Origin of the sequence: Caballeronia sp. SEWSISQ10-4 2, from assembly GCF_030464885.1 — a bacterium.
Lineage (GTDB): Bacteria > Pseudomonadota > Gammaproteobacteria > Burkholderiales > Burkholderiaceae > Caballeronia.
Window position 1 is genome coordinate 66,146 of sequence record NZ_JALPRJ010000014.1, and the last position, 12,676, is coordinate 78,821.

14 protein-coding genes are annotated in these 12,676 nt (G+C 54.3%); 12 read left to right on the forward strand and 2 right to left on the reverse strand.

Annotated features, from left to right (window positions below; translation table 11 throughout):
• Nucleotides 1–125 precede the first annotated feature (125 nt).
• From M0D69_RS11970 to M0D69_RS11980, 3 genes are all read left to right on the forward strand, one after another.
• The gene (locus tag M0D69_RS11970) at nucleotides 126–974 is read left to right on the forward strand and encodes an MBL fold metallo-hydrolase (protein WP_301782228.1); all 849 of its coding nucleotides are present in this window, start codon (nucleotides 126–128) and stop codon (nucleotides 972–974) included.
• Nucleotides 975–1,140: 166 nt separating this feature from the next.
• Entirely contained in the window at nucleotides 1,141–1,872 is a 732-nt protein-coding gene (locus M0D69_RS11975; RefSeq protein ID WP_301782229.1) for an SDR family oxidoreductase, read from the forward strand.
• A 319-nt stretch (nucleotides 1,873–2,191) separates the two neighbouring features.
• Entirely contained in the window at nucleotides 2,192–2,512 is a 321-nt protein-coding gene (locus M0D69_RS11980) for a hypothetical protein (RefSeq protein ID WP_301782230.1), read from the forward strand.
• Here the strand turns inward: M0D69_RS11980 and M0D69_RS11985 are convergent.
• Nucleotides 2,493–3,191 (reverse strand): GntR family transcriptional regulator, encoded by a 699-nt coding sequence (locus tag M0D69_RS11985; protein WP_301782231.1) that lies wholly within the window; start codon nucleotides 3,189–3,191, stop codon nucleotides 2,493–2,495. The two genes, M0D69_RS11980 and M0D69_RS11985, sit on opposite strands and share 20 nt — an antisense overlap.
• 276 nt (nucleotides 3,192–3,467) lie before the next feature.
• Between M0D69_RS11985 and M0D69_RS43735 the strand changes: the two genes are divergently transcribed.
• From M0D69_RS43735 to M0D69_RS12020, 9 genes are all read left to right on the forward strand, one after another.
• Complete coding sequence (locus tag M0D69_RS43735) at nucleotides 3,468–3,869, forward strand: 2Fe-2S iron-sulfur cluster-binding protein (RefSeq protein ID WP_367619706.1); 402 nt, start codon at nucleotides 3,468–3,470, stop codon at nucleotides 3,867–3,869.
• Nucleotides 3,870–3,890: 21 nt separating this feature from the next.
• A complete protein-coding gene (locus tag M0D69_RS11990; RefSeq protein ID WP_301782232.1) occupies nucleotides 3,891–4,811 on the forward strand; it encodes a catechol 2,3-dioxygenase in 921 nt (306 codons plus the stop codon).
• Nucleotides 4,812–4,988: 177 nt separating this feature from the next.
• Nucleotides 4,989–5,816 (forward strand): 2-keto-4-pentenoate hydratase, encoded by an 828-nt coding sequence (locus tag M0D69_RS11995; RefSeq protein ID WP_301782233.1) that lies wholly within the window; start codon nucleotides 4,989–4,991, stop codon nucleotides 5,814–5,816.
• Complete coding sequence (locus M0D69_RS12000) at nucleotides 5,813–6,580, forward strand: 2-keto-4-pentenoate hydratase (RefSeq protein ID WP_301782234.1); 768 nt, start codon at nucleotides 5,813–5,815, stop codon at nucleotides 6,578–6,580. Before M0D69_RS11995 ends, M0D69_RS12000 begins: the two co-directional genes overlap by 4 nt.
• 63 nt (nucleotides 6,581–6,643) lie before the next feature.
• Nucleotides 6,644–7,435, forward strand: a complete 792-nt coding sequence (locus tag M0D69_RS12005; protein ID WP_301782235.1) for a 2-keto-4-pentenoate hydratase — start codon at nucleotides 6,644–6,646, stop codon at nucleotides 7,433–7,435.
• Nucleotides 7,436–7,530: 95 nt separating this feature from the next.
• Entirely contained in the window at nucleotides 7,531–9,009 is a 1,479-nt protein-coding gene (locus M0D69_RS12010; protein WP_301782236.1) for a Rieske 2Fe-2S domain-containing protein, read from the forward strand.
• Nucleotides 9,006–9,506 (forward strand): aromatic-ring-hydroxylating dioxygenase subunit beta, encoded by a 501-nt coding sequence (locus M0D69_RS12015; protein WP_301782237.1) that lies wholly within the window; start codon nucleotides 9,006–9,008, stop codon nucleotides 9,504–9,506. Before M0D69_RS12010 ends, M0D69_RS12015 begins: the two co-directional genes overlap by 4 nt.
• Before the next feature lie 447 nt (nucleotides 9,507–9,953).
• Nucleotides 9,954–10,289, forward strand: a complete 336-nt coding sequence (locus M0D69_RS43740; RefSeq protein WP_367619704.1) for a non-heme iron oxygenase ferredoxin subunit — start codon at nucleotides 9,954–9,956, stop codon at nucleotides 10,287–10,289.
• A 138-nt stretch (nucleotides 10,290–10,427) separates the two neighbouring features.
• Nucleotides 10,428–11,666, forward strand: a complete 1,239-nt coding sequence (locus M0D69_RS12020; RefSeq protein ID WP_301782238.1) for an NAD(P)/FAD-dependent oxidoreductase — start codon at nucleotides 10,428–10,430, stop codon at nucleotides 11,664–11,666.
• A 63-nt stretch (nucleotides 11,667–11,729) separates the two neighbouring features.
• On the opposite strand, the gene M0D69_RS12025 is transcribed toward M0D69_RS12020, so the two are convergent.
• A complete protein-coding gene (locus tag M0D69_RS12025; RefSeq protein WP_301782239.1) occupies nucleotides 11,730–12,515 on the reverse strand; it encodes a 1,6-dihydroxycyclohexa-2,4-diene-1-carboxylate dehydrogenase in 786 nt (261 codons plus the stop codon).
• Nucleotides 12,516–12,676 lie beyond the last annotated feature (161 nt).

Here is a 12,676-nt window from a genome sequence, read left to right on the forward strand (position 1 = left end):
CGGATATTCACCGCTCCCGTGCGCACCTTTTCCATTGGGGTGCGATTCGCCGAACCTTGGCCGAAGCGGGTCAAGCGGAGCGGACGAAGTTTTCCTCGACGCGATGCAACCATGAGGAGGTCGTTATGTTGAGTTGGCAGGTGGGCTCGGTGAAGATAACCTGTGTGGTCGAGATCGTGATCCCCTTTCCCGACGGCAGCCTCCTGCCTGAGGCGACGCCGGAGGCGCTAGGGACCAGCCCCTGGCTGTTCCCGCACCTCGCCACGGAGGATGGCACCCTCATCGCGTCCGTCCAAGCGCTGCTAGTTGAGGCGCCAGGGTTGAGACTGGTGGTCGATACGTGCATCGGCAACGACAAGCCGCGCCATTTGACGGGCGGAAACCCGCTGGCGACGTCGTTCCTTCAACATCTGGCAGATGCGGGCTGGAGCCGCGACATCGTCGACGTCGTGATCTGCACCCACCTGCACGTGGACCACGTCGGCTGGAACACCATGTTGATGGACGGCCAATGGATCCCGACCTTCCCCAAGGCCCGATACCTGATCGGCAAGCGCGAATTCGAGCATTGGAGCACAGAAGGCGACGCTGAGCAGCAGGCGGTCATGGGAGACAGCGTTCGACCGATCTTCGAAGCCGGCTTAGCCGAACTGGTGGAGATGGATCATCGAATCTCGCCCGAGGTACGCCTGACATCAACCCCCGGGCACACGCCAGGCCATGTCAGCGTGATGATCGAATCGGAAGGGCAGAACGCGGTGATCACCGGCGACATAACTCATCATCCTTGCCAAATGGCGCACCCCCACTGGATGACGAGCCTCGAAAGCGACACCCAAGCCGCGACGGCCACCCGGGCGAAGCTGTTCGCCGAATGGGCCGACCAGCCGATCCTGGTTATCGGCACCCACTATGCCGCGCCGACAGCTGGACACGTGAAGCGCGACGGGGCGGCGTTCCGGTTCGAGGTCTAGCGCGCCGGACGGCCAAGGAGATGATCGACTAGCTGATCAGCGTTGGTCGATATGCGCAAACCACCCTCGAATGCAGCGGAGCATAGGCGCTCCGTTATTTCTCGGCAGTTGAGCGCCAGCCCAGAGGCACTGCCAATCGGAATTATCAATCAACGGAGTAATCGCTATGGGTAAGTTGCAGGGAAAGGTAGCCGTCATCACCGGCGGCTCGTCGGGGATAGGCTTGGCCGCCGCGAAGCTCTTCGTCGCCGAGGGCGCCTACGTCTTCATCACCGGCCGTCGCCAGAAGGAGCTCGACGAAGCCGTGAGGGTCATCGGGGACAATGTGACTGGTATCCAGGGAGACGTCGCCGATTTGGCCGATCTTGATCGTCTCTATGAGAGCGTCAACGCGACAGGGCGAAGAATCGACATCGTCTTCGCCAACGCCGGCATCGCTGAGTTCGCCGCTCTGGGCAATATCACCGAAGCGCATTTCGACAAACTGTTCAGTACCAACGTGAAGGGAGTGCTCTTCACCGTCCAAAAAGCCCTGCCGCTCTTGAATGACGGCGGATCGATCATTCTCACGGGCTCCGTCGCGAGCGCCAAAGGGACGCCTGCCTTTTGGGTATACGGCGCGACCAAGGCGGCCATCCGCAATTTCGTGCGGGGATGGACCGTGGAGCTGAAGGATCGTTGCATCCGTTCAAACGTCCTTAGCCCGGGCCCAATTGATACCCCGATCATTGGTGAGCAGCCTCAGGACGCTATGGCGAGGATTTTATCTACCATCCCGATGGGACGCATGGGGGAACCCGACGAAGTCGCCAAAGCTGCCCTCTTTCTCGCTTCGGATGACTCGAGTTTCGTCACGGGCATCGAGCTCTTCGTGGATGGCGGCAGAGCGCAGATCTGAGCGTCGATTCATTCGCTCCGAAGGAGGCCGCCTTGTTCGCTGAAGATGGGGTTATCGAGCTTCCGTATCTGGCGGGACCCCGGCATGCAGTGGCAATACAAAGGGCGTACCGAAATTGCATCTCTGTATGCGTTGCATCTCCAGCTTGTTCCCACGTCGAAAACGGAAAGATCAAGCTGCTACACGAGGCTCTGAACATCGTGGTGACAGCGCGCGTGTTCTTCCGCGACGGATTGGCTGACATTCCGCAAACCGAAGCCGTATAAGGCATGCCCGGGCGCTGTGCCGACTTAGGCGTTCGTCGAAGAGGAGTTTCATCATGAAAGGTGTTGTGCTTACTGCATATGGCGAACCAGCAACGGGACTTGAATTCCGTGAGTTGCCGGAACCCGCCAGTTCGGGCGCGGGCCGGGTGTTGGTCGGCGTCGAGTATGCCCCAATCAACTTCAGCGACATTCTCGTCGCGCAGGGCCTGTACCCGCTGCATTCCGAGTTGCCATCTGTTTGCAGCGTGCGAGGCCCTGGCAAGCTGGAACAAGGGGAACTCGTCACCATTTTCCCTCTACCCGAACAGTCTGATCGGGCTTTAGCGCCGAATGTCGTTGGCTTTAGATTGCTGCCTATTCGTCGCGGGAAATGATCGCAGTCAGCTTCTCAACTGCTCGTTCGATGTGCTCGCCCTCGAGCCGGCAGGTAGTTGCAACGTCGCGCGCCAGCGCGGCTTCCACAATGGCCTTATGCTCCGCGTGGACATCGCGCTCTATTTCAGTATGCACTAGGGAAATACGTCGATAACGTTCGGATTGCTGAAAGAGGACCGCCTGAAACTGCAAGAGCCATCGTAAAGGGCACGCGGCTACCAGTGCCCGATGGAACTCTCGGTTGCATTGCTCATAGTCCGTGATCAAGCTCGGAGAGGGGCTTGCCAGTTTTTGTTCGACTTTGGAAAGACGGTGATAGGCGAGAACCAAGTTTCCTTCCCAACTGTCATTTGCGGCCAGAATCGATTGGCGCACAGCTTCAACCTCGATGAACTTTCGAGTCTTGCTTAAGTCGATGAAATCAGCCAATGAGGTGCCCGCCACGCGAAAGCCGCGCTGCTCTTCGGATGTTACTAAAGCTTCGCCCCCAAGGCGGGTCAACGCCTCCCGTAGGGTGGAGGCACCGACGCCGTAGCGGTCTTTAAGAATTTCCACACGAAGCCTTTCACCAGGGGCCAAGGTGCCATTCATGATGTCATCGCGCAAAGCGACATACGCTGCTTCGACCAGACTACGCGCCGATACGCCATCCCGGCGCTGCGGTTCGATCACTCTCATTGACGTGCCCCATTCTCAGTCCGCTCGACCACCTTCTCAGTCCTCTCGACCACCGAGAATTGCATGGCGAAGGACAACGTATTCTGAATATGCTAACAATCTCAGAAGATTCGTGCAAGTCTCGAATGTATGAAAAATTACGTATTTACGATTGTTAAGTTAAATCTCGATATTTTCGTTGACAGCAGATATTTCCGGCGATACGATCCGTTGAACGCTATGAGTTTGTTTTTTTGCCAAGAAGAGTTGGCGACCAAATTGATTGGGGAGGCTGGGATGGAATTTGATCGGCCCCAAGACCGGTCGGATGGGAAAGCGCCGTTTAACGCTGCCCCGGCGTCTTTTGTCGTAACAATAGATGGAGTGGGTCACGTTCCCGCTTTTTCCGATGAGCGTGTCCTTGTCTCGCTTGAACGCGCACAAAGCTTGGGGCGGCTCCCTGAATTGAGAACCAAGCTACCTATTGGTTGCCGTCGGGGGGGCTGTGGTATTTGCCGGGCGCGCGTTCTAAAGGGAAATTACCGATCCGAGGCAATGAGCCAAGAGCATGTCCCGCCCCGGGATCGCGATGTCGGAATCGTTTTGTGCTGCTCAATTTTTGCACTTTCGGATATCACGCTCAGGCTTGAACCGGCGCCGAAAGCAAGACCGCGAACCGCCGTGGCCACGGCCTCATGAAAATCTAGGAGGAGAAAGAGCATGGCGCTTACCGGTGTGCTTCGTCCGGGCTTCATCCAAATTCGCGTGCTCGATTTGCACGCCTCTGTTGAGCACTATGTCAAACGCGTTGGCTTGCACAAAGTCGCGACGGGCGATGACGGCCGCGTCTACCTTAAGGCGGCTGATGAAGTAGACCATCATTCGATCGTGCTGTGTGAAGCGGCATCTGCAGGCTTCGACTTAATAGCGTTCAAAGTTGCCCGGGAAACCGATCTGGATGAGTTCGAGCGTCGTATCAGGGAGTTCGGTTACAACGTAGATGATGTACCTGCTGGCGAACAGCCGGGGATCGGCCGGCGGATCGGCTGGACATTGGAATCCGGGCATCGCATGGAGCTGTATCATGCCGCCGAACCATCTCACCCCCGTCCGTCATTTCAAAACCCCGAAGTTTGGGAGCATGAACCGCATGGCATGCGTGCTCGGCGATTCGACCACGCCCAATTAAATGGACCGCATATCGAGCGAGTCCTGGAATTTTTTGAAGAGGTGCTTGATTTTTCTTTGGTGGAGCGGATTGAGGGGGAGGGTGGCCCCCTGGCCGTTTTCCTTTCCTGCGGCATGAAAGCGCACGACATCGCTTTCCTAAACTTCCCCGAGCCAAACAAACTACACCACGTCTCCTTTGAACTTGAGACCTGGAACGACCTTGGACATGCCGCGGATATTATCGCCCGTTACGATGTGTCGATCGAAATCGGTCCTACACGCCACGGTGCAACACAGGGCAGAACTATCTATTTTTTCGATCCGTCTGGAAACCGCAACGAGGTCTTTGCTGGCAGTTACACGTTCTATCCGGATCACCCAGTTCGGACTTGGGATGCGCGGCACATACCAAAAGGCGTTTTCTATTACGAACGGAAAATCATCGAGTCATTTCTTTCAGTTATGACCTAGATTCTCCTCCGCGAGGACAACAACCTCAGACGTTCATTGTGGTAGAGGATCGTTTGAAATCTCTCCGATTAAGTTTTACGAAAATTGCTTACAACAATTTCAGATTGTTAGGATAGCAAAATGTAACTCAGACTAAGCTGGGATTCGTATAAACACTAACAGACAAGGCGTCAGAAAGTGACTTCAGACCCTAACATCGTCATATCGGCGGAGCGGTTGATTCAGGCCGCGGCGGCACTCGAACCATGTGCGCCAATCCGAACGATTCTTCCTCCCGGCGACCTTGACGCCGCTTATGCGGTGCAAGCTCTAGTTACGCAAGCCGGGCTAAAATCGGGCCGTCGGCTTGTCGGCCGTAAGATCGGGGCGACCTCGGCCGCCATGCGCAGGCAGCTCGGCGTCGTTGAACCGAATTACGGGGTGTTATTCGCTGATATGTCTCGGTACGAATCCGAAGAAATATCGATGGCGAATCTGATGCTGCCGACCATCGAAGCAGAAGTTGCGTTCATCATCGGTCGCGATTTGAACGAGCCACAAATTACGCTTGCCGATATGCTTCTCGCAATCGAGTTTGCTCTCCCTTCAATCGAGATTTGTACCTCGCGATTCCGCAACCGTGATTTCGATCTCGTCGATGCCATAGCTGATAACGCCTGTGCAGGACTGTACGTGCTTGGCTCCAAGCCTGTCCGCCTGTCGGATTTCGATGTCCGGCTTTGTGGCGTCGTTATGGAAAAGGCGGGCGAGCCAGTCTCGGTCGGAGCCGGCGCGGCCAGCATGGGTAATCCAGTGAATGCGGCGTTGTGGCTCGCGCGGAAGATGGCGGAGGTTGGACTGCCGCTCAAAACAGGCGATGTCATTCTTTCCGGGGCTCTCGGGTCAATGGTCCCGGTCGGATCGGGCGAATCATTCGAAGTACGAATCAATGGACTCGGAACGGTCAGGGCCGTATTCTCCGATGATTATGCTCTGCCGCCTGGCATATCGAGGGACGCAGCATGAAGAACTGGTCCGAGTTTGCACAGATGCTCGACGAAGCGACGGGTAATGCCTCAGCCATTGCTCCACTCGCTGCCACGGTCTCCTTGACGGTAGAGGATGCCTACGCGATCCAGACCGCATCCATTGCGCGACGTCACGCCCGCGGCGATACGCGCGAGGGAGTTAAAGCGACCCTTACCTCGCGGGCAGCCATGCGGCACGCTGGTTCGCCGGAGATTATTTTTGGGTGGCTCACCGAAGCGATGCGCGTTGCCGAGGATGGCGATTTGTCGCTTAGCCGCTATCTGCGGCCACAAGTCCAGCCGAGCGTCGCATATATCATGGGGCAGCCATTAAAGGGCGGCGCTAGCGCGGCCGAAGCATCCGCGGCAATCGCCGCCATTGCTCCTGCACTCGAGATTGTCGATAGCCGCTACGACACCGCCGAATATTCTCTACGGGACATGATCGCAGATAATGCTTGCGCTGCCGGCTTCATTCTTGGTGGCTTCTGTCAATCCTCCACGAATATCGAAAATCTCGGCGTCCTGCTCGACATCAACGGCAGGACGGTTCAGATCGGTTCGACCGGCGCAATCCTTGGTAATCCTGTACGTGCGCTGTTAGCTACCGTTCGCGTCCTGGAGCGCACCGGCGCAAGCCTGCAGCCCGGAGATATTGTGTTGATAAGTGGTGCGACGCCTGCACATCCTCTTATGCCTGGTGACTACGTCTGCGCGACGACTGAGGCGTTGGGCAGAGTCGCATTCCATGTCACCCCATAGAATTCGGTCGAAAGCAATCTCGCAGACGCATATTCGGCCAAAACCGGAAAAGAGAGAAATCAGATGTCAATCAATCACGAAACATTAGCCGCACGTCTAAGGCGCGCCTATTCTCAAGGCGTTGTGCCGCCACTGCGTGATGGGCTTGAGGCGTCCGACGCAAACTCTGCCTATCTTGTGCAAGATATCAATACCCGTTTCTGGAAGCAGGAGGGCCGGCGCATCGTAGGGCGCAAGATTGGCCTCACTGCGAAGACGGTGCAAGCGCAGCTCGGCGTTGATGTTCCCGATTATGGCGTGCTGTTCGAGGATATGGAGGTGCTCGATGGGGGAACATTGCCGGTTTCCAAAACAATCCAACCGAAAGCAGAGGCTGAGGTCGCCCTGATACTAGGGCGGGACCTTGATTTGTCGAACCCAACACCAGACGACATAGCGGATGCGACTGATTATGCGGTTGCCGCCATCGAGATCGTGGACAGCCGCATTGCAGATTGGAAGATTACTTATGCCGATACTGTCGCAGACAATGGATCTTCCGGATACTTTGTCCTGGGCAAGGAGCATAAGAAACTTTCCAACCTCGATCTTTATGCATGCGGCATGGCGCTCGAGGTCAACGGCGAGATCCGTTCAGTAGGGGCCGGCGCTGCATGTCTCGGGCATCCGCTGAAAGCGGCAGCTTGGCTGGCAAGGACCCTGACCTCACTCGGCATCGGCCTCAAGGCCGGCGATATTCTGTTGACTGGCGCACTGGGGCCCATGGTTTCGATGACACCTGGTGACCACGTGCGGGCGGTAATCGGAGGATTAGGTGCTGTGAGCTTCACGTATCAGGACGACCGTCGACCTTAATTCAACACCGGAAAATCAGCACCGCGATTCGTGTCAACCGACGCAAGACGATGTTTGACTCGCGTTCACAATAACTGGAACGTGGAGAAGACAGGATGAAGGAAGAGTTCTTGGAAGCGCCGTCTCCAGATAGTGACGAGCTTGGTCCTCACGCTCTTATCGCCACGATAACCGCGAAGCCAGAACATTCGGATGCGTTGCAGGAAGACCTGCTTTCGCCGGTCCCATTAACCCGGCATGAGGACGATTCGGTTGTGTATCACCTGCACCGCGACCATGCCGATCCAAACGTTTTTGTCTTTCAGGAGGCGTGGAAAGCGCCCGGAGGCTCTGCAGGCACACAAAGTTTGAATTTGACATATTTAAGGAGGAGACTAATGACTCACCAAACGCTAAACCCCCATCTCAGCTGGCCACAAAACTTCAATGAAATTCCCAAGGAGAGTTTTGTTCGCCCCGATATTTATCGCGCGGAACTCGAGCGGATTTTTTATGGCCGGGAATGGCATCCGATAGCGCATGAAAGCGAACTGCCAAACCCGGGTGATTTCAAAACGACGAAGCTGGTCGATGTTCCCTTGCTGATTGCTCGTGGACAGGACGGCACGGTTAGAGTATTTTTTAATGATTGCTCGCATCGGGGCAATCAGTTGGAGACAGCCCCCTTCGGCACAAAGAAGGAATTCGAGTGCCCATATCACCGCTGGCTATTCAGTACGGAAGGCCAACTGATTGGTTGCCCTAACCAATCAGGATATTCGCCGGGGTTCAACCGGAAGGATTATCCTTTAAGTCAACCGCGCACCGATAGCTACCTGGGGCTGATATTCGTGACGATGTCTCCAGATACGGAGTCACTCTCTGAATTTCTCGGCGAAGAGATGAAACCAACCCTTGCTGAGCTGATGGGCGGGGATGGACGGTTGAAGTTGCTTGGATATCAAAAAGTTTCTTACCGTTCGAACTGGAAGATCTACGCAGATAACGATGGCTATCACGCCCCGTTGCTACACAAGGCGTTTGGATTGCTTAACTGGCAGGGTGGAAAAGGCCGCCAGTTCACGGCGACGAAGCGCGGGCATATTGGTTTTGAAAGCCAACTTTCGGTCTCTACCGGGGCAAACGTGCTGAAAGATCCATCTATCATAGCATTCAAGGGGGCGGACCCCACCGTTGGTACGCGGATTGTTGAACTGTTTCCAACGTTCGTTTCCACGAAGCATTTGGATGTTATCAATTTGCGGTTCGCTAATCCGGTTGGCGTTGATAAGGTTGAAGTTCATTACGCTTATTTTGCTCATCAAGACGACAATGAGGAATTGCTCCGTCATCGCTTACGGCAGAGCTCGAACCTGCTTGGGCCATCAGGACTCGTCAGCCTTGAAGATGCGTCGATCTTCAATCGTGTTTTTGCTGGGAGCTTTACACCAGGCAATGCCGTTTTTCAGAAGGGCGTGAAGGACTTCAGGAAATTGCCCGCGCAGGAATTGCAGCAAAATGAGGAATCCGGAAATCTGGCGCGGTGGGAGTATTACCGCACGGTGATGGAATTTTCGCGGAGTGATGAAGCATGAGTGAGATAAGTGCCAACGCATTGGCGGCCATTGATGCGATTAACCTCAAGTACATCGAAGCGCTTGATAGCAAAGAAATGAACAAGTGGCTGGATGTGTTTTCGGAGGATGATATGGCTTCATATATTTGTATTTCGCGCGAGAATGTCAATCGGGGATTGCCGCTTGCGTTGATGATGGATGACTGCAAGGCTCGGCTTTACGACCGGGTAACCTATATTGAACAAATATGGGCGGGCACATTTGAAGATTATCAGACGCGCCATTTCGTTCAACGAGTGCGTGCTGAACAGATTGATGATTCGGGCTTCCGGGTATTGTCCAATTTCTCAGTGCTATATACGCCAGAGAACACTGGCGGCTCGGGAGTTCTTGCGACGGGAGTCTATGAAGACGAAATTCGGCTCAGCTCTTCTCAAAGCGATGGACGGATATTGTCGAGACGGGCTGTTCTTGATACAACCGTTTTGCCGCGTTACCTTGTTTACCCGCTTTGAGGTTATACAGTCGGCGCCACACTGGAACTCACACTTCGGTTAGTCAATGCCGAAGTTTTTTGGGGTGCCGCAGGTAAGGTTGAACTGGATGAAATGGAACAGCAGCTGCTCTCGGCGGGGATCGAATATTGCGTTGTCTCGCCTGCAGAAGCTGCTGAACGGCGTGTTCCTGGTCTCCAAGAACTGCAGGATCCCGAGGGAACTCCAACGGAACCATTCTACAGGCCGCATGTGGATGTAATTGCATTTGGATCAAGCATATACCTTCTACAGCGCTCATCCTTTAGGCTGGCTCTTGGAATTAGGCTTGGACACCGAGATATCGAGTTAGGTTAACGAAGAGAAGCCATCCAATCTTTATTGCTACCGAACTGCATCTGTTCATGGCGGCTTCTCCTCCATATTGCCGTTGTAGCCTTGGATCAAATTACTGGTTAGAGGAAATTTATGCAAGACCACGTCCGCTTGTGCGAAGTCACTTCCGTTAAGGAGGGTTCGCCAGTCGCTATCAGTTTTCCGACTTTTCCTTGTCTAGCCGTCTATCAAATCGGCAGGGAGTATTTCGTCACCAATAACCGATGTACCCACGGCAATGGCATGCTGACGGATGGGTTTCAGGATGGCGAAATTATAGAATGTCCATTTCATGGAGGCGCTTTTAATATAAAAAATGGAGCCGCAACCATGCCCCCGTGCCAAACTCAGTTGCGAACTTATCCAGTTGAAATTGACGATGGATGGATATCAATTCAACGTCCAAACTCTGAGGAAGAGGCCGATTGATTTTTTAGATTGCGTTATTGATACGTTTGTGGAAATGATATTTTGTCCCATTATACACAGACTAAATCAGTTATCTCAATCTTCAAGAGGAAAGACGGGATGTTGGATCAGTAAGCATTACGCAAACAGGCAAGTTACATGGTTAAATCAATAGTCGTCGTAGGTGCTAATCTTGCTGGAGGGCGTTCCGTTGAAGCCCTGCGGAAAATTGGTTTTGATGGGCGAATTACTTTAATCGGCGATGAGCCTTGGCGCCCCTATGAACGTCCGCCACTCTCGAAAGAGGTTCTTTGGGAGCCGGGCAAGTCGACGCAAAAGGTTTTTCTGCATTCCGAAGATTGGTATCAAACGAATAGAGTAGATCTGCGGCTTGGCGCTCGCGCTGTGAAATTGGATCTTGCTGCGGGAGGCGTCCGGCTTTCGGACGGTGAACTGATTACGGCGGAAAGATTTTTGCTGGCAACGGGCGCCCGGGCGCGCCTGCTGCCACTTTCCGGCGCCAATGCGCCTAATGTACATCATCTTCGAACTAAGGATGAAGCGGATGCTCTCGCGAAGGATTTGTATCCAGGGGCCAGGATTGTTGTCATTGGGATGGGTGTGATTGGCTCAGAAGTTGCTGCCAGCGCTCATAAAATTGGCTGCGAAGTATTCGCGGTCGAACCGGCTGCGGCGGTTATGATTCGGGCGGTCGGAGAACGCTTTGGTCATTGGCTCGCTGAAAAGCATCGTATAAAGGGCATTCATGTCAGGTTTGGCGTTTCGCCATTAGCCTTGCGGCAACAAGGGGGCGAAGTCCGCGCAGTCGAATTATCGAATGGCGAAAGCATTGACTGCGATGCGGTAGTCGTTGGAATCGGCATTGTTCCGGCAACGGAACTGGCGGCCGGCGCCGGACTGATAGTGGACAATGGAATTGTCGTCGATCGCTCATCGCGTACCAGTCACATGAATGTTTTTGCGGCCGGGGATGTTGCCAACCAACCTGGCTTCTTCGGCGGCCTGGTGCGTTTAGAAACATATCAAAACGCCGCTGATCAGGCGGCCGCGGCCGCTGAGTCCATGCTCGGCCTGACGGTTGATTATTTTAAGCCGGCTTGGTTTTGGTCGGATCAATATGATCTAAACATTCAAGGCGTTGGAAGACTTGACGACAGCTTATCTATCGTTGTGCGTGGTGATTTGAAATACGACGACTTTTCCGCGTTTTTCTTAAATGGAAATGTTGTGGAAGGCGTTCTTACTGTCAATCGAGCTTTTGAAACGGGAATTGGAAAACGTCTTGTTGAACGTCGGATATCAGTCAATCCGGCCGCGCTCGCAGATCCTATGACGGATCTGCGCGATTTGTTGAAAATCAAGTCGGACGTTGCATAGACCTGACTTGCTGAACAGCTTTACGCGGCAGTGTTGCGCTGGAGCGAGAGAATTAACTGCGTGTTAGCCAATTCCGCCTCCTGCCACATATAGTGTCTGACCGGTAATGTAAGATGCCTCGTTGGAGGCGAGAAAACATATTGCGGCAGCAAGTTCGTCGGGTCTTCCAAATCTTCCCATAGGGGTGTCGCGCAGCGTCTGTTCCACGACGCCTTCAAGACCATGAATATCCATATCGCTTAGCGGCGTTGAACTGCGTGGTGTGGCGCGGGTGCCAACATCCACCCCACCGGGAGCTACGCAATTGATGCGAATACCGGTCGTGCCCAACTCCAAAGACAGAGCGGCAGTTATCGCAGCAACGCCTCCTTTGGCTGCGGCATAAGGAACGCGGTTGATACCCCGGGTCGCCACTGACCCTACATTGACGATCGCGCCGGAACCTTGTCGCAGCATCACCGGCAGTACGGCATGGCACCCCCAGAGCGTCGGCCAGAGAGATCGCTGGATCTCTGCAACAATTTCCTCCGGTGCATACTCCCAGTACGGTTTAGACCAAATAGTGCCTCCAACATTGTGTACGGCTACGTCAATACGCCCAAAGTCTTGTTCGATATTTTTAATGAGATCAACGGATCCCTCTCGATGTTCAAGGTCATGCACTGCATAGATCGCATTGCCACCATCGTTCTTGATCTGGCGAACTGCGGCCTGCGCAGGTTCAATTGCCCTGTCCGCGACAATCACAGTCGCTCCTTCGCGCGCTAACTGACGTGCTGTGGCAAAGCCGATTCCCTGCGCGGCGCCGGTCACCAACGCAATGCATCCATCAAATCGTAAATGGCTCATTTCTGCTCCCAATCTTGTATCGTACGTCAGTGTGGTATCGCCGCTGAACCTTAAATCAATCGGGGCAATATTAGTAAAGTCTGGTTCCGCATTGTCGTCGCAGCCGGATTTCTGTTAGTGTTCAGCGCACCTTTCTGGCTGCCCGTATTCATTCAATATGA